Source organism: Marichromatium sp. AB32 (assembly GCF_003718675.1).
GTDB lineage: Bacteria > Pseudomonadota > Gammaproteobacteria > Chromatiales > Chromatiaceae > Marichromatium > Marichromatium gracile.
In genome coordinates this window covers 207,717-226,758 of the sequence record NZ_RHFJ01000001.1, presented here as the reverse complement: position 1 = coordinate 226,758, position 19,042 = coordinate 207,717, and the positions used below count along the sequence as shown (strand labels likewise).

Genomic DNA, 19,042 nt, shown 5'->3' with positions numbered 1-19,042 from the left:
TCGGCGCCGCCATGCGGAAACTCGCCCACATCTGCTTCGGTGTGTTCAAGAACCGTCGTCCCTACCAGCCCGATTACGCTTCCGCGGCTTGACGGGAAAGACGGTATCTTGGCGGTTCAATCTTCTGATCGCTGATCGCCGAGCCTTCGTAGGTTGGGTTGCCGTTTTCGGCAACCCAACGTCTGCCTTGGGTGCTGGTCTGTCTCAGCGCTCGATGCGGACTCGCCAGGTCAGGGTGGTGCGTCCCTCGGCGGGCACCTCCAAACGCCACACCGCGAGGTCGGCGGCGGCCTTGGTGTGGTCGGCGCTCTCGTCGAGCATGCGCCAGTCGCCGGAGATGCGCTCGCGCACCTCGACCGTCGTCGCCGTGTCCCGGGCGTTGGCCAGCTCAAGCTCGAAGCCGAGTTCGACGGTGTCGTCGCCGATCCGTTCGAGGTCGGTCTGGCGGCGCCGGGCGGTGACGTCGAAGCTCTCGCCGAGGGTCAGGGTGACACGCTGATCAGTGGGCGTGTGGTCGATGGCGTCCTCGCCGACGAACTGGGCCTGTCCGTCGCTGTCTTGCGCATAGACTCGGATGACCCCGCGCGGCAGCGGCATGTCCGGTCCCGCTGCGTCGTTGACGAAGCTCAGGGTGGTACGCACCGGCAGGCGACTCCAGCCGTCGCCGTTGCGGGCGCCGAGCTGTCGTCCGTTCACCACCAGCAGGCGCTCGATCGGGATCGCCTCGGCGGCGAACAGCGCGACCTGCTTGGTCTGGTTGTTGAGCAGATCGGTGCGCCGGGGCAGGGTGTAGAGATGATAGGCGTCGAGCTGTTCGCGTGCGGGCATGGCATCCTCGGCCATGTTTACCCCGAAGCGTATGGACTTTATCGCGCTGACGCGCTCGCGCACCTGGTTGAGTTCGCCGGCGACGAGCTGGAGACGGGCGTCGCGATAGGCCACGCCGCTACGATTGTCGAGCGTGACCCAGGCGTTGAGGGTCATGCGACCGTTGTGCTCGGGGTCGAGCTCGGCGACATAGTCGGCCCGCCAGGACAGCCCGCCGCTGAGATAGGAGAGTTCGAGCGCGCGCCCGCCCGCCGCCTCGGTCTCGAGATGCAGCACCAAGGTCGGCTGATCGCGCAGGTCGGTGGGGACGTCGGGATAGATCAAGTGGCCGACCACCTCGGTCTCGATACGATCGTCGTAGCGCAGCACCACGCCACCGTTGGCCGCCAGCACCCGGGCACGTTCACGGGTACGCTCGCCCTCGGCGTCGGTGCGCACCACCTCGATCTCGCGTCCGACGTACTTCTGCAGCAGGCTCTCGGGGGTGAGCAGATCGTAGTCGAAGTTCTGTTCCAGCAGTCGCAGTGTGCCGCCGCCCTCGGGTGCGGAGAGCAGGGCCGTCTCCGGGCGGATCTCGGCCGAGACGTTGCGCCAGGCGATGCGGTTTTCGCCCGCTGCAAGCTCGACCCGGCGCCGGTCGCGTACCAGCGCCAGGTCCTCGTTGTAGATGGTCACCCCGAGCCCCTCGCGGGCGCTGTCGTCGAGTCGCAACTCATCGGCGGCGCCGGCCTGGAGCGCGCCGCCGAGGGCGAGCGCGAGCGGGATCCGGGCGAATGGGTGCTGGCGGTTGGGCATGGTGCGGTCTCCTGTGGACGGGCGGGTTAGCCGAGCGTGTGGAGCAGGACCACCTCGGGGCGCATGCGCCAGTGGGCGGGCGACTCGATACCGCTGATCCGGTCGCCGATCCCGGGGGCGGAGAGATCGAGATCGTACAGCGCCACGCTGCGGCGCTGGTTGGCGTTCATGAACACCCGAACCACGGGCTGCAAGGGTCCCTTGCGCCCGCCGCCCACCACCACGCCGAGCAGGCCGCTGTCGAGTCGCACCAGGCTGCCGACCGGATAGATCCCGAGACAGCGGATGAAGCGCTGGACCAGGTCGGCGTCGAAGTGGAAACGGCTCCACTCGAGCAGCTTGCGCAGCGCCAGGTGTGGCTCAAGGCCGGTCTGGTAGACCCGGTCGGCGGTGATCGCGTCATAGACATCGATGATCGCCGCCATCCGCCCCTGGCGCGAGATCTCCAGTCCGCGCCGTCCGCGTGGATAGCCCGAGCCGTCCAGGCGTTCGTGGTGCTCGGCGATCAGCCTCAGCGCGGCCTCGGGCATGCCGGGGAGGGTGCGCAACAGCTCGTGGGCGTGCAGCACATGAGCGTGCACCAGGGCGAGCTCGTCATCGGTGAGTGCGCCTGGTTTGTTGACGATCCCCTCCGGGATCAGGCTCTTGCCGATGTCGTGGAGCAGGGCGCCGAGCGCGATCTCGGCGGTATGGGCGCGTTCGAGTCCGAGGGTGCGGGCGAAGGCGATGGTGAGGACTGCGGCGTTGAACGAGTGCTCTAGGGTGTAGCGCCCGATGCGTCGGACCCGGGTCAGACCGAGCAGGGCGTCGCGATTGCGCTCGAGCGAGTCCATCAACGCTTCGATCAACTCGGTCAGCGGCGGCAGCTCGGGTGGTTGGCCCCGTCCGGTCTGCTCCATGGCGCGACGGATCAGCTCGAGGGCCTGACGCTGGAGCGGGCGGGCGCGTCTGAGTTCGGTAGCCAGCGGAGTCGGCGGTTGCTCGGGCGGTTGGGCGAGTGCAACCTGGGTCATTTCCTGCTCGAGGTCCTGCTCGACCTCGTTCTGGGTGCGGGCGTCGGCGATGTCGAGGCCCTTGTCGGTGTCGATGTAGAGTTCACGGATGCCGAGGCTGCGGATCTGCGCCAGCGCGCGCGCATCCTCAAGGAGGAAGTCGCTGCGCGCGAGCGGGTGGTCGGACCAGCCGAAGTTGAGGTCATGGACGTGCATGCCGGGGCGCAGCTGGTCGATCGCGATCTTCTTGATCACCGTGGACAGTCTCCATTGTTCGTCGCGAGGTCGGACTGCATGCCAGCGTTCATGGCAGGGGCTGCAGCAGGTCCTCCGGGCGGATGCCCCAGCGTTCGGGCGGCTCGGCGCTGAGGATCGACTCCTCGGCCTCGATCGCGGGATCGGACAGGTCCAGCTCGTCGGGTGGAAGATAACGGCGGCGCTGGATATCGAGCACCAGACGTACCTTGGGGTGGCGCACGCCGCTGCGCCCGGTACCGACCACCACCGCGAGGCGCTGGCTCTTGAGTCGGACCAGGGTGCCGACCGGGTAGATGCCGACGCAGCGGATGAAGTGTTGCACCAGCCCGGCATCGAGATGATGACTGCTCCACTCGAGCAGTTTGCGTAGCGCCCGGTGAGGGTCCATGCCCTTGTGATAGACGCGATCGGAGGTGATGGCGTCGTAGACGTCGACGATCGCCGCCATGCGTCCGTATCTGCTGATCTGGTCGCCGATCTTGCCGTCGGGGTAGCCGTTGCCGTCGATGCGCTCATGATGCTCGGCGGCGACGGCCAGGGCCACTGGTGGAATGCCGGGGGCGCGGGCGAGGATGTCGCGGCTGTCGACGACGTGACCGCGTATGATCTCGACCTCGGCGGCGTTCAGTCGTCCGGGCTTGTTGAGCACCTCGGGGGGGGTGAGGGTCTTGCCGATGTCGTGGAGCAGGGCACCGACGCCGATCTGGTGGACCAGCTCGGGGGAGAGCTTCATCGTGGTGGCGAAGGAGGTCATCAGCACGGCGACGTTGACCGAGTGCTCGAAGGTGTAGCGGTCCATGCGGCGGATCCGCGTCAGCCCGAGCAGCGCGTCGCGGTTGCGGAAGATCGAGCCGACCATGCGACTGATCACCGGGTCGGTGCGCTCGACGTCGATCTGACGACCCAGGCGTACGTCCTCCATCAGCTCGCGAATCAGCTGGTTGGCCTCGCGGTGGACCTTGCGGGCCTGCTCCTGCTCGTCCTCGAGGGTGGTTGGCTGATGGGGGTCCGGGGAGTTGTCGGCGACCTCGACCATTTCGCGTTCGAGCGCCGCCTCGACCTCCAGGCGGCTCGGTGCGCTGGCGACATCGAGCCCCTTGTCGGTGTCGATGTAGAGTTCGCGGATGCCGAGGCTGCGCACCTGCGCCAGGGACTGTTCGTCCTCGATCAGGAAGTCGTTGCGCACATAGGGGTGATCGGTCCAGCCGAAGTTGAGATCATGGATGTGCATCCCCGGGCGAAGCTGATCGATACGGATCTTTTTAATCATGCCGTCTTGCTGATTGTCCGTCGTGCCGGTACGAGCGCGTCGAGATCTTGCTGCTCGCTGGTTCGACGGACATCATACGATCAAACGCGCGCCCCGGGCAGTCCCGCCCCGGGGCGCGCGGCGCGGTCAGTCGGCGCGCTCCGTCTGGCGTGTTGCGCCGGCTGCGGGGATGAGCTGCTCGGTGCGCAGGATCGTCTCCTTGGCCTCGCCGTTGATCCAGCGCTTCTCGCGTGGGTCGCGCACGGCATAGCGCCCGGTGCGCTTCTGGTAGATCACATAGTCCTCGGTCTGCTTGATCTGCTTCATCGTGAACCTCCGGTTTCTCGTTGATACAGATGATCGGCCGCGGTCGCGGCCGGTGCCGCCGCGGCGAGGTGACTAGCGAGGGTCGTCGGGGTAGGGGCCGCGCGGCTGGCCCGGGTCGCGCTCGATCTCGATGCGGAACTGTGCGAGCAGCGCGGCGATGGCACCGAGCGCGGTGAGCACCGGGGCGATCAGGGTGAGCGCCGCGGCGACGCCGAGTCCGGCATTGAGCGGGACGTCGGTGAGGATCTGGCCGCTGGGGCGGCGCACGATCAGCCGTCTGACGTTGCCCTGGCGCACCAGTTCCTTGATCTTGTCGACCAGCGCGCCGCCGGCGACCGTGAATTCTTCGCGGGTCGGTCGTCGGTGATCGTCTCTCATGTCTGATTCCTCGGTGTTTCTGGCTTGGATGATCGGGGCCGGGCGATGCCCGGCGGTGTTTCAGTTCGTCGTGCGTGTCGCGGGAAAGGTTCCGTCGACATAGACCCAGTGTCCCTCGAGCCGGATGAAGCGGCTGCGCTCGTGCAGCCGGTGTGCGCGACCGCCGATCTTGTAGCGGGCGACGAACTCGACCGTGCCCTGGTCGTCGTCGGGGCCGCCGGCGCTGCTGGCGAGGATGCGCAGTCCGAGCCAACGCGGTGGCGGATCGTCGGGGCCGAGATCACTCGGGCAGTGTTCGGGGTGCCAGGTGGCGCGCAGATAATCGTACGCCTCCAGGGTGAAGGCGGTGTAGCGCGAGCGCATCAGCCGCTCGGCGCTCTCGGGCCGCGCCTCCCCGGCCAGATAAGGCCCGCAGCACTCCGTGAGCGCCTTGCCGCTGCCGCAGGGGCAGGCGCTCGTCTTCACCACGGGGCTTGGCGTGTTCAGGCGGGCCATAGTGGTCCGGCCTCCATGGCGAGGAGCTGCTCGCGCAGCTGGGCGATGTGCTGTTCCCAGTAGTGCGTGGTGGCGAACCAGGGGAAGGCGGCGGGAAAGGCCGGGTCCTGCCAGCGCCGCGCCAGCCAGGCGGCGTGGTGGATCAGGCGCAGGGTGCGCAGCGCCTCGACCAGGTGCAGCTCGCGCACGTCGAAATCGCAGAAGTCCTCGTAGCCGGCGAGCACGTCGGCGAGCTGTCGGCTCTGCTCGGCCCGGCTGCCCGAGAGCAGCATCCACAGATCCTGTACCGCCGGGCCGCTGCGCGCGTCGTCGAAGTCGACGAAGTGCGGTCCGGCGTCGGTCCACAGCAGGTTGCCGCGATGGCAGTCGCCGTGCAGCCGGATCTCGCGTACCCGTCCGGCGCGCGCGTAGCACTCGGCGACCGCCGCGAGCGCGCTGGCGCTCACCTCGGTGTAGGTCTCGCGCAGCTCGGCGGGGATCCACTCTTGATCGAGCAGCAACACGCGCGGGCCGGTGCCGAAGGCGTCGATGTCGAGTCGCGGGCGGTGCGCGAAGGGGCGGGTGGCGCCGACGGCGTGGATGCGGCCGATGAAGCGCCCGACCCACTCCAGCACCTCGGGGTCGTCGAGCTCGGGGTCGCGCCCGCCGCGTCTCGGGCTGACCGAGAAGCGGTGTCCGGCGAAGTGGTGCAGCGTCTCCCCCTTGATACGCAGCGGCGCGATCGCCGGGATTTCGCGCTCTGCCAGCTCGGTGGCGAAGTCGTGTTCCTCGGCGATCGCCGCATCGCTCCAGCGACCGGGGCGATAGAACTTGACCACCACCGGCGTGGTCTCGTCGAGACCGATCTGGTAGACGCGGTTCTCGTAGCTGTTGAGCGCGAGCATGCGCCCGTCGGGGACCAGGTCGACCGACTCGATGGCATCGAGGATGCGGTCGGGGCCGAGGTCGGCATAGGGTGTGGGATCGGTTGTATCCATGGCACGATTCTACGCGGATCGCCGCCCGCCCGGGGAGCACGATCGGAGATCCAGCCGCTGCTGCGCCGTTCCATGCCCGAGGAGTCCTGATGAAGATGCGTACGACACTGCTCTGTACCCTGCTGGCGCTGTGGCTGCCGCTCGCCGCGGGTGCCGCGCCCTGGCGGGTGTTCGCCGTCGGTGATCTCCCCTACGGCGGGTCCGAGCTGGCCGGGTTGCGGGCGCTGTTCACGCATGCCGCTGCCGAGGGCAGCCCCTTTCTGATCCATGTCGGTGACATCAAGAGCGGCTCGCAGCCGTGCACCGACGCCCAGCTGGCGGGGATCGCCGGGTTGTTCGCGGCACAGCCGGTGCCGGTGGTCTACACCCCGGGCGACAACGAATGGACCGATTGCCATCGTCTGCTGGCCGGCGGCCACGATCCGTTGCAGCGGCTCGCGCGGGTGCGCGCGCTCTTCTTTGAAGACCCCGCCGTGCTGCGGCTCGGGCAGCTCGGCGCCCGGGCCGCAACGCCCGACTATCCCGAACTCTACCGCTTCGTTCATCGTCGGGTGATGTTCGTCGTGTTGCACGTGGTCGGCAGTCACGATGGCGCGCGCCGGGCCGAGCCGCGTGCACAGGCCGAGTCGGCGGCGCGGCGCGCGGCCAATCGCGCGTTGCTGCGCGAGGCGGCCGACGCGGCCCGGGTGGCGGGACTCGATGCGCTGGTGGTGGTCTTCCATGTCGATCCGCTGTTCGAGCGCCGTCGCGCCCCGCGCGCGCTGGGCTGGGTGCGCGAGGCCCTCGCCGAGACCCTGGCGCGCTTTCCCGGGCCGGTGCTGGCGCTGCACGGCGACACCCACCGGCTGCGTCACGATCGACCGCTGCAGGGTGGGGCGGGCGACCGGCTGGTACGTGTCGAGGTGCCGGGGTCGCCCTCGATCGGTGGGGTCTGGATCACCATCGATCCGATCGCCGACGAACCCTTCCAGGTCGAGCCGGTGTGGGCGCAAGGGCGTGATCTCGATGGTGAGAATTGAGTTTTACCCCTCAGCGGACTACTCTAGGGGATTCCCTTTTTCGCACCGTTCGCACCGAGGACAGAGTCTATGGGCGCCAGGACCCTCTACGACAAACTCTGGGATGAGCACGTCGTGCGCGTCGACGAGACCGGCACGGCACTGCTCTATATCGATCGTCAGCTGATCCACGAGGTCACTTCGCCCCAGGCCTTCGAGGGGCTGCGTCTGGCCGGGCGCCAGCCGTGGCGTACCACCGCGAACCTCGCGGTGCCGGATCACAACGTGCCCACCAGTGGCCGTGCCCAGGGCATCGCCGACCCGGTCTCGCGACTGCAGGTCGAGACCCTCGACGCCAACTGCGCCGAGTTCGGCATCCGCGAGTTCCCGATGTCCGACCAGCGCCAGGGCGTGGTGCACGTGATCGGTCCCGAGCAGGGCTTCACCCTGCCGGGTTCGACCGTGGTCTGCGGTGACTCCCACACCGCCACCCACGGCGCCTTCGGCGCCCTGGCCTTCGGCATCGGCACCTCCGAGGTCGAGCACGTGATGGCCACCCAGTGTCTGATCCAGCGCAAGTCGAAGTCGATGCTGATCCGCGTCGACGGCCAGCTCGGCGAGGGCGTCACCGCCAAGGACATCGTGCTTGCAGTGATCGGCAAGATCGGCACCGCCGGCGGCACCGGCTATGTCATCGAGTTCGCCGGCGAGGCGATCGAGGCGCTGACCATGGAAGGGCGCATGACGGTCTGCAACATGGCCATCGAGGCCGGGGCGCGCGCCGGGCTGATCGGCGTCGACGAGAAGACCGTGGAGTTCATGCGCGGGCGTCCGCTGGCCCCCGAGGGTGAGCTGTTCGAGCGTGCCGCCGCGCACTGGCGCACCCTGGTCACCGATCCGGGCGCCGCGTTCGACGAGGTCGTGGAGATCGACGCCGCCAGCATCGCGCCGCAGGTCACCTGGGGCACCTCGCCCGAGATGGTGCTCGACATCAACGGCCGGGTGCCGGATCCGGCCGCCGAGGCCGACGCGGTCAAGGCTGCCAGCATCCGTCGCGCGCTCGAGTACATGGGGCTCGAGGCGGGGATGGCGATTACCGACATCCGTCCCGACAAGGTCTTCATCGGCTCCTGCACCAACTCGCGCATCGAGGATCTGCGCGCCGCCGCCGAGATCGCCAAGGGCCGCAAGGTCGCCCCCGGCATCAAGCTGGCGATGGTGGTGCCGGGCTCGGGTCTGGTGAAAGAGCAGGCCGAGGCCGAGGGGCTCGACAAGGTCTTCGCCGAGGCCGGGTTCGAGTGGCGCGAGCCGGGCTGCTCGATGTGTCTGGCGATGAACGCCGACCGTCTGGAGCCGGGCGAGCGTTGCGCCTCGACCTCCAACCGTAACTTCGAGGGCCGTCAGGGGCAGGGTGGTCGCACCCACCTGGTGAGTCCCGCCATGGCCGCCGCCGCCGCGGTGACCGGGCACTTTGTCGACGTGAGGGAGCTGTGATGGAAGCGTTCAAGAACTTCACCGGCGTGGTGGCGCCGCTCGATCGGGCCAACATCGACACCGACGCGATCATCCCCAAGCAGTTCCTCAAGAGCATCCAGCGCACCGGCTTCGGTCCTTATCTGTTCGACGAGCTGCGCTATCTCGACCACGGCGAGCCGGGGATGGACTGCAGCAACCGTCCGCTCAACCCCGAGTTCGTGCTCAACGACGATCGTTACGCCAGCGCCGAGATCCTGCTCGCGCGCGAGAACTTCGGTTGCGGCTCCTCGCGCGAGCACGCCCCCTGGGCACTGGCCGACTTCGGCTTGCGGGTGATCCTGGCACCGAGCTTCGCCGATATCTTCTTCAACAACTGTTTCAAGAACGGCATCCTGCCGATCGTGCTGCCGGCCCCGGTGATCGACGCCCTGTTCGGCAAGGCGACCGGTCCCGAGGCACTGCGCATCACCGTCGACCTGCCCGGCCAGACGCTGATCCTCGATGACGCCACCCGCATCGCCTTCGACATCGACGCCGGCAACAAGCACCGGCTGATCGAGGGGCTCGACGACATCGGCCTCACCCTGCAGGAGGTCGACACCATCCGCGCCTACGAGGAGCGCCGTCGCGCCGAGGCGCCCTGGCTGTTCATCTGACCCGGTCGCCCGCGCCACCCCGGCGCGGGCGGGTCCTGACGGCCGCCGTTCGGGCGGCCATCGTCCAAGTATTCGGAGAAATCCCTTGAGCAAGAAGATTCTGGTTCTCGCCGGTGACGGTATCGGTCCCGAGATCGTCGCCGAGGCGATCAAGGTGCTCGACGCGCTGCAGGCCGAGGGCGCGATCGACGTGACCATGGAAGAGGCCCTGGTCGGCGGTGCGGCCTATGACGACTGCGGCGATCCGCTGCCGGCGGCCACCCTGGAGGCGGCCAAGGCCTCCGATGCGGTGCTGCTCGGCGCCGTGGGTGGGCCGAAGTGGGAGCCGCTGCATTTCTCCAAGCGTCCCGAGCGCGGTCTGCTCGGGCTGCGCGCCGGCCTGGGGCTGTTTGCCAACCTGCGCCCGGCCTTCCTCTACCCGCAGCTGGCCGACGCCTCCACCCTCAAGTCCGAGGTGGTCTCCGGGCTCGACATCATGATCGTGCGCGAGCTGACCGGCGGTATCTACTTCGGTGAGCCGCGCGGCGTCGAGACCCTGGAGTCGGGCGAGCGCTACGGCTACAACACCCTCTGCTACAAGGAGTCCGAGGTCGAGCGCATCTGCCGCGTTGCCTACGACATCGCCATGAAGCGCGGCAAGCGGGTGTGCTCGGTCGACAAGGCCAACGTGCTCGAGGTCACCGAGATGTGGCGCGAGGTGGCGATCGAGACCGCCGCCGACTACCCCGAGATCGAACTCTCGCACATGTATGTCGACAACGCCTCGATGCAGCTGGTGCGCGCGCCCAAGCAGTTCGACGTGATGGTCACCACCAACATGTTCGGCGACATCCTCTCCGACTGCGCGGCCATGCTCACCGGCTCGATCGGCATGCTGCCCTCGGCCTCGCTCAACGCCGAGGGCCAGGGCATGTACGAGCCGATCCACGGCTCGGCCCCCGATATCGCCGGTCGCGGCATCGCCAACCCGCTGGCCACCATCCTCTCGGTGGCGATGATGCTGCGCTACTCGCTCGACGCGGGCGAGGCGGCCGATCGCATCGAGGCGGCGGTCTCCAAGGTGCTCGATCAGGGCCTGCGCACCGGCGACATCATGTCCGAGGGCATGCGCCAGGTCGGCACCGCCGAGATGGGCGATGCGGTGGTCGCGGCGCTGCGCGCCTGAGCCGATCGCGCCGAACGCCGGTCGGGACGGAACGCGTCGGTATGCCGACGCGCCGCCCCGGCGGGCGAATCCAGATCAGATGACTGTGGGGTGAGAACAATGCAACGGGTTGGTTTCGTCGGCTGGCGAGGCATGGTGGGCTCCGTGTTGATGGAGCGGATGCGTGCCGAGGGGGACTTCGCGCACATCACCGAGCCGGTGTTCTTCTCCACCTCGCAGGCCGGGCAGCCCGGTCCCGATGTGGGGCGGGGCGCCCAACCGCTGCGCGACGCCGATTCGCTCGACGCGCTGGCGGAGATGGACGTCATCCTCAGCTGTCAGGGCGGCGACTACACCAAGCGCGTCCACCCGCAGCTGCGTGCGCGCGGCTGGGACGGCTACTGGATCGACGCCGCCTCGGCGCTGCGCATGGCGCCGGAGTCGACCATCGTCCTCGACCCGGTCAATCGCGAGGTCATCGACGCGGCGCTCGCCGCCGGTCGGCGTGACTTCGTCGGCGGCAACTGCACCGTCAGTCTGATGCTGATGGCCATCGGCGGGCTGTTCCGCGCCGGCGCGGTGGAGTGGGTCAGCGCCATGACCTATCAGGCCGCCTCGGGCGCCGGTGCACGCAACATGCGCGAGCTGCTGGCGCAGATGGACGCGCTGCACGAGTCGGTCGCGCCGCAGCTGGCCGATCCCGGCTCGGCGATCCTCGAGATCGACCGCGGCGTGACCGCGGCGATGCGGGACTCGGCCTTCCCGACCGAGAGTTTCGGGGTACCGCTCGCCGGCAGCCTGATCCCCTGGATCGACACCCAGCTCGACAACGGTCAGAGCCGCGAGGAGTGGAAGGGCCAGGCCGAGACCAACAAGATCCTCGGCATCGACCCCGCCGCGCCGCTGCCGATCGACGGGATCTGCGTGCGTATCGGCGCGATGCGCTGTCACAGTCAGGCGCTGACCATCAAGCTCTCGCGTGATCTCGAACTCGACGAGATCGAGCGCCTGATCGCCGCGGCCAATCCCTGGGCGCGGGTGATCCCCAACGAGCGCGAGCGCACCATGCGCGAACTCTCGCCGGCGGCGGTCACCGGGACGCTCGAGGTGCCGGTGGGGCGGCTGCGCAAGATGAACCTCGGTCCACGCTATCTCTCGGCCTTCACCGTCGGCGATCAGCTGCTGTGGGGCGCGGCCGAGCCGCTGCGGCGGATGCTCACGATCCTGCTCGCGCAGGGTGCCTGAAATCAAGGATGTTTGCTTGGTGCGCGTCGACCGATCGGATATAGTCGGGAGTCATTTCGTTCGGCCCGTCGGGAGTCGCTCGGGATCCGGCCGACGGATCGTCGCTGCACAAGGTGCATGAGGGAGGACGATGTCTCGCAATCTCACTCTGGCGTCGGTCCTGGCGCTGACCCTGGTCGTGACCGACGCGGGTGCGCTCGGGCTGGGAGGCCTGCAGACGTACTCGGCGTTGAACCAGCCCTTCCGGGGCGACATCGCGCTCATCGACGTCGACCCGGATACCCTGGATACGGTACGCATCGAGCTGGCGCCCGCCGAGGCGTTCAATCGGGCCGGGCTCGAGCGCTATCACTATCTCACCCAGCTCGAGTTCGAACCCGCGGTCAGCGAGGGCGGACTGCCGATCGTCCGGATCACCAGTCGGGAGCCGATCCGCGAGCCCTATCTCGACTTCCTGGTCGCGGCCACCTGGCCCGAGGGTCAGCTGGTGCGCGGCTATACCGTGCTCCTCGACCCGCCGGTGAGCACCCCGTCGCGTGCCCCGGCAGTCACCGCGCCGCGGGTCTCCGAGCGGCCCGCACGCACGCCGACGCCCTCGCGCGCGCCCCTCGAACAGACCGCGCCGAGTCCGCAGTCAGCGCCTGCCGCCATCGAGCTGCCCGAGGGCGTCGATCCCTCGGTCTTCCCCGTCCAGGTCGGCCCGGTCCCCGAGGGGATGGGGCTGTGGCAGTTCGCGCTCGAGTCCAAGTCCCAGGGGGCGAGCCTGGCGCAGACCGCGATGGCGCTCTATCGCGCCAACCAGGACGCCTTCATCCGCGGTGACATCAACCGTCTGGTCGCCGGCGAGACCCTGACCATCCCCTCCGCCGAGGAGCTGTTCGCACTCGATCCGGCGGTCGCGCAGACCGAGTTCCAGGCGGCGATGCGGGGCGAGTCGGTCAACCGCGCGCCCCTGGCGCCGCCACCGCCCGAGCCGGCGCGGCTGAGGATCGCCGGCGAGGTCGGCGAGATGCCCGGTGGTGACGACGAGGCGCAACCCGGCGGCACCTCATCGCCGGCGCGCTCGGCTGAGGTGGTGGCGCTCGAGCAAGAGCTGATGACGGTGATGCAGGCGCACGAGAGCGCCCGTCAGGAGACGCTGGAGCTGCGCGCGCACATCCGCGAGCTCGAATCCCAGCTCGTCGAGATCAAGGAACTGCTGCGCGCCCGCAATGCCGAGGTGGTGCGGCTGCAGACGGCGGCCACGACGGCGGTGGACGATGGCGACTCGACGGCCGCCGCCGAGCCGATGGCCTCCTCGGTCGCTGCTGCGCCTGAACCCGTGACCGAGCCCGCAGCGAGCGAGACGCCCGCGCCCGTGGTGAGCGAGCGGGAGGCGTCCACCGTCAGCGAGCCGGCGCCGAGCAAGTCGCCGCGCCAGCCGCCACCGCCAGTCGTCGAGCCGACGCCCGAGGCGTCCGACTCGCTCTGGCACGCGCTGCTGTTGCCGCTGGCCGGATTCGCCGCGATCGCCGCGCTCGGGCTGATCGGCTTTTCCTGGTGGTCCTCACGCCGGCGCCAGCGTGAGGACACCGAGCTGGTCTCGACCCTGGATATCGAGTCCGAGTTCGAGCCGCTCGACGTGCCGGCGCGTCGCACCGCCGAGCAGGACACCCGGATCAGCGAGGCGGCGGAGCTGTCGGCCCTGGCCGACGAGGATGCCTCGGGCTCGCCCTTCTCCTCGCTCACCCAGTTCGACTCGACCCTCGACGAGGCCGATCCGCTCTCCGAGGCCGATATCTATATCGCCTATGGTCGCTATGACGAGGCGGTGCGGCTGTTGCGCGGCGAACTCGATGCCGCGCCGGAGCGGATGGATCTGCGGCTCAAGCTCGCCGAGGCGTACTTCGCCACGCGCGATGTCGCGGCCCTGGAGGCGTTGCTCGAGGACGGTCGCGCCGCCGATGGCGAGCGCATCGATCCGACGGGGTGGCAGCGTCTGCTCGAGATGCACTCGGCCCTTGCCGCCGGCAGCGGTGCAGAGGCCGCGCCACCGCCGGCTGGCGATGTCGAAGCGGCGGGGCTCGACCTGCCATCGGCCTCGCAGGAGTCGATCTCCCTGCATCTCGAGGATGTCGCCGATCCGGCGCCCGCACCCTCCGAGGACAAGCCCCGGCCCGAGTCCGAGCCCGAGGCCAGGGACGATGATTTCGATCTGCCGCTGCTGTTCGACGACACCGATCTCGAGGAGCCTGCGGCGGCCAAGACACCGCCCCCCGCCCGTGGCGATGGCGCCGGTGGCGAGCGGATTGCGGCCTCGCGTCCATCCGCCCCCGAGGCGTCGCTCGATCCCGGCGCGGCGTCGAAGTCCGCCGCCGACGACTCCGAGCTGATGCTGACCCTGGAGGATCTCGACGGCTTCTCCGATACCGACCTGGCGCCGCAGAGCACGCCCCAGCCGCTCGCGCCCGAGTCCTCTGCCCGTCCCGCGGGCGGGGGCGAGGTCAAGCCGGTGGCCGATACCGACCCCAGCGAGTTCCTGCTCTCGCAGTGGGAGATGGACTCCGGGCTGTGGGACGAGAACGCCACCAAGCTCGATCTCGCCCGTGCCTATCTCGACATGGACGACAAGGAGGCCGCGCGCGGGATCCTCGAAGAGGTGATCGCCGACGGCCGCGAGGACCAGCGCCAGGAGGCTCGTCAACTCCTCGACAAGCTGGGGTGACGGGGCGCGCATGAAACGATCGATCGCCCCCGCGCGGCGGGGGTGGGACACGTCCGTGTCCCTGCAGCCATTCACAGGAGAGAGACCGGCGTGACGCCTGGACGAATCGTGATGGGCGTCGAGTACGACGGCTCTGACTTCCACGGCTGGCAGACCCAGGTCGGGGTGCGCACCGTGCAACAATGCCTCGAGGCGGCGATCTCGCGGGTCGCCGATCATCCGCTCGGCGTACAGTGCGCCGGGCGCACCGACACCGGCGTCCATGCCTTCGAGCAGGTGGTGCACTTCGACACCACCGCCTCGCGCAGCGAGCGCTCCTGGGTGCTCGGCACCAACGTCAACCTGCCGCCCGACGTGGCGGTGCGTTGGGCGCACCGGGTCGAGGGCGATTTCCATGCGCGTTTCAGCGCGGTGGCGCGCCACTATCGCTATCAGCTGCAGGTGCGTCGCACCCGCTCGCCGCTCGCGCGCAACCGTGCCGTCTGGGTCCACGACGCCCTTGACCTGGCGCGGATGCGCGAGGCCGCGCGCGCGCTGGTCGGCGAGCACGACTTCTCCAGCTTCCGCGCCGTGGCCTGCCAGGCCAAGAGCCCGGTGCGCCGGGTGCACTATCTCGAGGTCGACGCCGAGGACGATCTGGTGGTCCTGCGTATCGGTGCCAACGGCTTCCTCCATCACATGGTGCGCAACATCGCCGGGGTGCTGGTGGCGATCGGTCGCGGTGAGGCCGAGGTCGGTTGGACCCGCGAACTGCTGGAGGTCTGCGATCGTACCCGCGGTGGCGTCACCGCACCGCCCCAGGGGCTGTTTTTCGTGCGCGCCGACTATCCCGAACACTTCGCCCTGCCGCAGGCGGTGTATCGCACGCCGTTGCAGCGGCTGGCGGCGGACTGAGGCCCCGGGAGGTTTACGCCATGATCAGGACCCGGGTTAAGATCTGTGGGCTGACCCGCGCGGCGGACATCGACGCGGCGGCCGCCGCCGGCGCCGACGCCGTCGGGCTGGTGTTCCATCCCGACAGCCCGCGCGCCGTCTCCATCGCGCAGGCGCGCTCACTGTGCGAGCGGTTGCCGCCCTTCGTCACCGCCGTGGGCTTGTTCGTCGACGCCGACCCCGAGCGGGTGCGCGAGACCCTGCGCCAGGTGCCGCTGGAGCTGCTGCAGTTCCACGGCGAGGAGTCGCCCGAGTATTGCGCGGCCTTCGGGCGGCGCTGGATCAAGGCGGTGCGGATGCGCCCGGGTATCGTGCTCGAGGCGGTGTGCGCGCGCTATGCCGGCGGCGCCGGGCTGTTGCTCGATACCTATCGCGCCGGGGTCGCCGGGGGCACCGGGGAGCGTTTCGACTGGGCGCGGATCCCGCAGGCGCTGCGCGGCGAGATCGTGCTCGCCGGTGGTCTCGCACCGGACAACGTCGCCGCGGCGATCGCCGCGGTGCGGCCCTTCGGCGTCGACGTCAGTGGTGGCGTCGAGGCGTCGAAAGGGGTCAAGGATCACGCAAAGATTTCCGCCTTCATGACAGGGGTAAGAGATGGCGACAGATGCCGATAGCACGCGTCCGCTGAGCCAGCGGGCCGCCAGCCAGGGGCACTACGACCTGCCCGACGCCGATGGTCACTTCGGGCCCTATGGCGGTACCTTCGTGCCCGAGACGCTGGTCTATGCGCTCGACGAGTTGCGCGAGGCCTATGAGCGGTTTCGCGAGGATCCCGAGTTCCTCGCCGAACTCGACGCCGATCTGCGCGACTATGTCGGTCGCCCCTCGGCGCTCTATCACGCCAAGCGCTGGAGCCGCGAGCTCGGCGGCGCGCAGATCTATCTCAAGCGCGAGGACCTCAATCACACCGGCGCGCACAAGGTCAACAACACCATCGGCCAGGCGCTGCTGGCGCGGCGCATGGGCAAGACCCGGATCATCGCCGAGACCGGCGCCGGTCAGCACGGCGTGGCCACCGCCACGGTCGCCGCGCGGCTCGGGCTCGAGTGCGTGGTCTACATGGGTGAGGTCGACGTCGCCCGCCAGGAGGCCAACGTCTATCGCATGCGTCTGCTCGGCGCCGAGGTGGTGCCGGTCAAGTCCGGCTCGCGCACCCTCAAGGACGCGATGAACGAGGCGATGCGCGACTGGGTCACCAACATCGACAACACCTTCTACATCATCGGCACGGTCGCCGGGCCACACCCCTATCCGGCGATGGTGCGCGATTTCCAGACGGTGATCGGTCGCGAGGCGCGGGCGCAGATGCTCGAGCGTACCGGGCGCCTGCCCGATGCCCTGGTCGCCTGTGTCGGCGGCGGCTCCAACGCCATCGGGCTGTTCCACCCCTTCCTCGGCGACACCTCGGTGGCGATCTATGGGGTTGAGGCCGGCGGCGAGGGTATCGCCACCGGCCGTCACGCCGCGCCGCTGTGCGCCGGCACCCCCGGGGTGCTGCACGGCAACCGCACCTATCTGATGGAGGACGCCGACGGCCAGATCATCGAGACCCACTCGATCTCGGCCGGGCTCGACTATCCCGGTGTCGGCCCCGAGCACGCCTGGCTCAAGGACTGCGGCCGTGTCAGCTATGACGCGGTCACCGATGCCGAGGTGATCGACGCCTTCCACCACCTCACCCGCACCGAGGGCATCATCCCCGCGCTCGAGTCCAGCCATGCGCTGGCCTATGTGCAGAAGATCGCTCCCGGGATGCGCGCCGATCAGAGCATCCTGGTGAACCTCTCCGGGCGCGGGGACAAGGACATGCACACGGTCGCCAAACTCGATGGGTTGACGCTATGAGCCGGATCTCGACACGTTTCGAACAGCTGCGCGCGGCGCATCGTACCGCGCTGATCCCCTTCATCACCGCCGGCGACCCGCGTCCCGAGACCACCGTCGAGCTGATGCACGCGATGGTCGCAGCCGGCGCCGACCTGATCGAACTGGGGGTGCCGTTCTCCGACCCCATCGCCGACGGCCCGGTGATCCAACGTGCCACTGAGCGCGCCCTCGCGCGCGGTGTCTCGCTCAGCGACGTGCTGGAGATGGTGCGCCAGTTCCGCGAGCGTGATGCCGATACCCCGGTGGTGGCCATGGGCTATCTCAACCCGATCGAGGTGATGGGCTACGGGCGCTTCGCCCGCGCCGCCGCCGCGGCCGGGCTCGACGGCGCGCTGATCGTCGACGTGCCCCCGGAGGAGGGGCATGAGCTGGTCCAGGCGCTGCGGACCGAATCGGTCGATCTGGTGTATCTGCTGGCGCCGACCTCGACCGAGCGGCGGATCTCGCGCATCGGCGAGGTCGCCTCGGGCTTTGTCTACTACGTCTCGGTCAAGGGTGTGACCGGGGCGGCCAACCTCGATGTCGACGAGGTGGCCGCCAAGGTCGAGACCATCCGCGCGCGCATCCCGCTGCCGGTTGGTGTCGGCTTCGGCATCAAGGACGGCGAGACCGCCGCGCGGGTGGCCGCCGTTGCCGACGCGGTGATCGTCGGCAGCGCCATCGTCAAGCAGATCGAGGCGCTGGCCGAGACGCCCGAGGCGATTGCGCCGACCATTGGGGACTTCATCGCCGAGCTGCGTGGCGCCATCGACGCTGCCGACGCGGCCGCCAACCGACCCGAGCAGGTAACATCGTGAAGCAGGCAGTCGACAAGAGCAAAAGCTGGTTCGAGAAACTGGTCACCAGCCGCATCCGCACCGAGGCGAGCAACAAGCGCGCCGTGCCCGAAGGCGTCTGGGCCAAGTGTCCGGGCTGTCAGGCGATCCTCTATCGTGCCGAGCTCGAGCGCAATCTCGAGGTCTGTCCCAAGTGCAACCATCACAACCGTCTCACCGCGCGCAAGCGTCTCGAGGCCTTTCTCGACCCCGACTCGCGTGAGGAGATCGGCGCCGAGCTCGAGTCGCTCGATCCGCTCAAGTTCAAGGACCTGAAGAAGTACAAGGATCGCGTCGCCCAGGCGCAGAAGCAGAGCAGCGAGAAAGAGGCGCTGATCACCATGCGCGGCGAGCTCAAGGGCGAGCCGATCGTGGCCAGCGCCTTCGAGTTCAAGTTCATGGGCGGTTCCATGGGCTCGGTGGTCGGCGAGCGCTTTGTGCGCGGTGTGGAGGCGGCGATCGAGCAGTCCTCGCCCTATGTCTGCTTCTCCGCCAGTGGCGGCGCGCGGATGCAGGAGAGCCTGTTCTCGTTGATGCAGATGGCCAAGACCAGCGCGGCGCTCGGGCGCATGCGCGAGCGTGGACTGCCCTTCGTCTCGGTGCTCACCGACCCGACCATGGGCGGCGTCTCGGCCAGTCTGGCGATGCTCGGCGACATCAACATCGCCGAGCCCGGCGCGCTGATCGGCTTTGCCGGACCGCGGGTGATCGAACAGACCGTGCACGAGAAGCTCCCCGAGGGCTTCCAGCGCAGCGAGTTCCTGCTCGAGAAGGGGGCGATCGACATGATCCTCGATCGTCGCGATCTGCGCGAGCGGCTCGCCGACCTGCTGGCGATCCTCGGCCACCGGCCGCGCTACTGCCGTACCGTGGTGCCGGTCTGAC

The 19,042-nt window shown here is 69.0% G+C and carries 18 protein-coding genes; 11 read left to right on the top strand and 7 right to left on the bottom strand.

What is annotated here, in order from left to right; all coding sequences use genetic code 11:
• Nucleotides 1–204 precede the first annotated feature (204 nt).
• The 7 genes from EBL85_RS01125 to EBL85_RS01095 form a co-directional block, all read right to left on the bottom strand.
• Entirely contained in the window at nucleotides 205–1,623 is a 1,419-nt protein-coding gene (locus EBL85_RS01125) for a DUF4139 domain-containing protein (RefSeq protein WP_123141917.1), read from the bottom strand.
• Nucleotides 1,624–1,649: 26 nt separating this feature from the next.
• Nucleotides 1,650–2,870 (bottom strand): HD-GYP domain-containing protein, encoded by a 1,221-nt coding sequence (locus tag EBL85_RS01120; RefSeq protein WP_123141552.1) that lies wholly within the window; start codon nucleotides 2,868–2,870, stop codon nucleotides 1,650–1,652.
• A gap of 49 nt (nucleotides 2,871–2,919) precedes the next feature.
• On the bottom strand, nucleotides 2,920–4,143 hold the full coding sequence (locus EBL85_RS01115) for an HD-GYP domain-containing protein (protein WP_123141551.1): 1,224 nt from the start codon (nucleotides 4,141–4,143) through the stop codon (nucleotides 2,920–2,922).
• A 126-nt stretch (nucleotides 4,144–4,269) separates the two neighbouring features.
• Entirely contained in the window at nucleotides 4,270–4,449 is a 180-nt protein-coding gene (locus tag EBL85_RS01110; protein WP_123141915.1) for a hypothetical protein, read from the bottom strand.
• Nucleotides 4,450–4,521: 72 nt separating this feature from the next.
• Entirely contained in the window at nucleotides 4,522–4,827 is a 306-nt protein-coding gene (locus EBL85_RS01105; RefSeq protein WP_123141913.1) for a DUF4342 domain-containing protein, read from the bottom strand.
• Between the two features lie 60 nt (nucleotides 4,828–4,887).
• Nucleotides 4,888–5,322: a YchJ family protein gene (locus EBL85_RS01100; protein ID WP_123141912.1), complete on the bottom strand. Its 435-nt coding sequence runs from the start codon at nucleotides 5,320–5,322 to the stop codon at nucleotides 4,888–4,890.
• Nucleotides 5,310–6,299: a serine/threonine protein kinase gene (locus EBL85_RS01095; protein WP_123141548.1), complete on the bottom strand. Its 990-nt coding sequence runs from the start codon at nucleotides 6,297–6,299 to the stop codon at nucleotides 5,310–5,312. The genes EBL85_RS01100 and EBL85_RS01095 overlap by 13 nt, the downstream gene beginning before the upstream one ends.
• Before the next feature lie 89 nt (nucleotides 6,300–6,388).
• Here EBL85_RS01095 and EBL85_RS01090 point away from each other — a divergent pair, with 89 nt between their 5' ends.
• From EBL85_RS01090 to accD, 11 genes are all read left to right on the top strand, one after another.
• Nucleotides 6,389–7,318: a metallophosphoesterase gene (locus EBL85_RS01090; protein ID WP_123141910.1), complete on the top strand. Its 930-nt coding sequence runs from the start codon at nucleotides 6,389–6,391 to the stop codon at nucleotides 7,316–7,318.
• A 69-nt stretch (nucleotides 7,319–7,387) separates the two neighbouring features.
• Complete coding sequence (leuC, locus tag EBL85_RS01085) at nucleotides 7,388–8,791, top strand: 3-isopropylmalate dehydratase large subunit (RefSeq protein WP_123141546.1); 1,404 nt, start codon at nucleotides 7,388–7,390, stop codon at nucleotides 8,789–8,791.
• Nucleotides 8,791–9,429: a 3-isopropylmalate dehydratase small subunit gene (gene leuD / locus EBL85_RS01080; RefSeq protein WP_005224567.1), complete on the top strand. Its 639-nt coding sequence runs from the start codon at nucleotides 8,791–8,793 to the stop codon at nucleotides 9,427–9,429. Before leuC ends, leuD begins: the two co-directional genes overlap by 1 nt.
• A gap of 85 nt (nucleotides 9,430–9,514) precedes the next feature.
• Nucleotides 9,515–10,594 carry a 3-isopropylmalate dehydrogenase gene (gene leuB, locus EBL85_RS01075; RefSeq protein ID WP_123141908.1) on the top strand — a complete coding sequence of 360 codons (1,080 nt, stop codon included), beginning with the start codon at nucleotides 9,515–9,517 and terminating at the stop codon, nucleotides 10,592–10,594.
• 99 nt (nucleotides 10,595–10,693) lie between these two features.
• Nucleotides 10,694–11,818, top strand: a complete 1,125-nt coding sequence (gene asd / locus EBL85_RS01070; RefSeq protein WP_123141906.1) for an aspartate-semialdehyde dehydrogenase — start codon at nucleotides 10,694–10,696, stop codon at nucleotides 11,816–11,818.
• A gap of 130 nt (nucleotides 11,819–11,948) precedes the next feature.
• Nucleotides 11,949–14,522 carry a FimV/HubP family polar landmark protein gene (locus tag EBL85_RS01065; RefSeq protein ID WP_123141905.1) on the top strand — a complete coding sequence of 858 codons (2,574 nt, stop codon included), beginning with the start codon at nucleotides 11,949–11,951 and terminating at the stop codon, nucleotides 14,520–14,522.
• A 111-nt stretch (nucleotides 14,523–14,633) separates the two neighbouring features.
• Nucleotides 14,634–15,416 (top strand): tRNA pseudouridine(38-40) synthase TruA, encoded by a 783-nt coding sequence (truA, locus tag EBL85_RS01060; RefSeq protein ID WP_123141542.1) that lies wholly within the window; start codon nucleotides 14,634–14,636, stop codon nucleotides 15,414–15,416.
• Between the two features lie 23 nt (nucleotides 15,417–15,439).
• On the top strand, nucleotides 15,440–16,069 hold the full coding sequence (locus tag EBL85_RS01055) for a phosphoribosylanthranilate isomerase (RefSeq protein WP_123141931.1): 630 nt from the start codon (nucleotides 15,440–15,442) through the stop codon (nucleotides 16,067–16,069).
• A complete protein-coding gene (trpB, locus tag EBL85_RS01050) occupies nucleotides 16,050–17,300 on the top strand; it encodes a tryptophan synthase subunit beta (protein ID WP_123141903.1) in 1,251 nt (416 codons plus the stop codon). The genes EBL85_RS01055 and trpB overlap by 20 nt, the downstream gene beginning before the upstream one ends.
• Entirely contained in the window at nucleotides 17,297–18,139 is an 843-nt protein-coding gene (gene trpA, locus EBL85_RS01045; protein ID WP_123141901.1) for a tryptophan synthase subunit alpha, read from the top strand. Before trpB ends, trpA begins: the two co-directional genes overlap by 4 nt.
• Complete coding sequence (gene accD, locus EBL85_RS01040; protein ID WP_123141539.1) at nucleotides 18,136–19,041, top strand: acetyl-CoA carboxylase, carboxyltransferase subunit beta; 906 nt, start codon at nucleotides 18,136–18,138, stop codon at nucleotides 19,039–19,041. Before trpA ends, accD begins: the two co-directional genes overlap by 4 nt.
• Nucleotide 19,042 lies beyond the last annotated feature (1 nt).

What these genes read in the sequence shown, in the direction of transcription:
- EBL85_RS01125 (WP_123141917.1), bottom strand. Translation starts at nt 1,623, where the DNA reads ATGCCCAACCGCCAGCACCCATTCGCCCGGATCCCGCTCGCGCTCGCC.
- EBL85_RS01115 (WP_123141551.1), bottom strand. Translation starts at nt 4,143, where the DNA reads ATGATTAAAAAGATCCGTATCGATCAGCTTCGCCCGGGGATGCACATC.
- EBL85_RS01110 (WP_123141915.1), bottom strand. Translation starts at nt 4,449, where the DNA reads ATGAAGCAGATCAAGCAGACCGAGGACTATGTGATCTACCAGAAGCGC.
- EBL85_RS01105 (WP_123141913.1), bottom strand. Translation starts at nt 4,827, where the DNA reads ATGAGAGACGATCACCGACGACCGACCCGCGAAGAATTCACGGTCGCC.
- EBL85_RS01100 (WP_123141912.1), bottom strand. Translation starts at nt 5,322, where the DNA reads ATGGCCCGCCTGAACACGCCAAGCCCCGTGGTGAAGACGAGCGCCTGC.
- EBL85_RS01095 (WP_123141548.1), bottom strand. Translation starts at nt 6,299, where the DNA reads ATGGATACAACCGATCCCACACCCTATGCCGACCTCGGCCCCGACCGC.
- EBL85_RS01090 (WP_123141910.1), top strand. Translation starts at nt 6,389, where the DNA reads ATGAAGATGCGTACGACACTGCTCTGTACCCTGCTGGCGCTGTGGCTG.
- leuC (WP_123141546.1), top strand. Translation starts at nt 7,388, where the DNA reads ATGGGCGCCAGGACCCTCTACGACAAACTCTGGGATGAGCACGTCGTG.
- leuD (WP_005224567.1), top strand. Translation starts at nt 8,791, where the DNA reads ATGGAAGCGTTCAAGAACTTCACCGGCGTGGTGGCGCCGCTCGATCGG.
- asd (WP_123141906.1), top strand. Translation starts at nt 10,694, where the DNA reads ATGCAACGGGTTGGTTTCGTCGGCTGGCGAGGCATGGTGGGCTCCGTG.
- EBL85_RS01065 (WP_123141905.1), top strand. Translation starts at nt 11,949, where the DNA reads ATGTCTCGCAATCTCACTCTGGCGTCGGTCCTGGCGCTGACCCTGGTC.
- truA (WP_123141542.1), top strand. Translation starts at nt 14,634, where the DNA reads ATGGGCGTCGAGTACGACGGCTCTGACTTCCACGGCTGGCAGACCCAG.
- trpB (WP_123141903.1), top strand. Translation starts at nt 16,050, where the DNA reads ATGGCGACAGATGCCGATAGCACGCGTCCGCTGAGCCAGCGGGCCGCC.
- trpA (WP_123141901.1), top strand. Translation starts at nt 17,297, where the DNA reads ATGAGCCGGATCTCGACACGTTTCGAACAGCTGCGCGCGGCGCATCGT.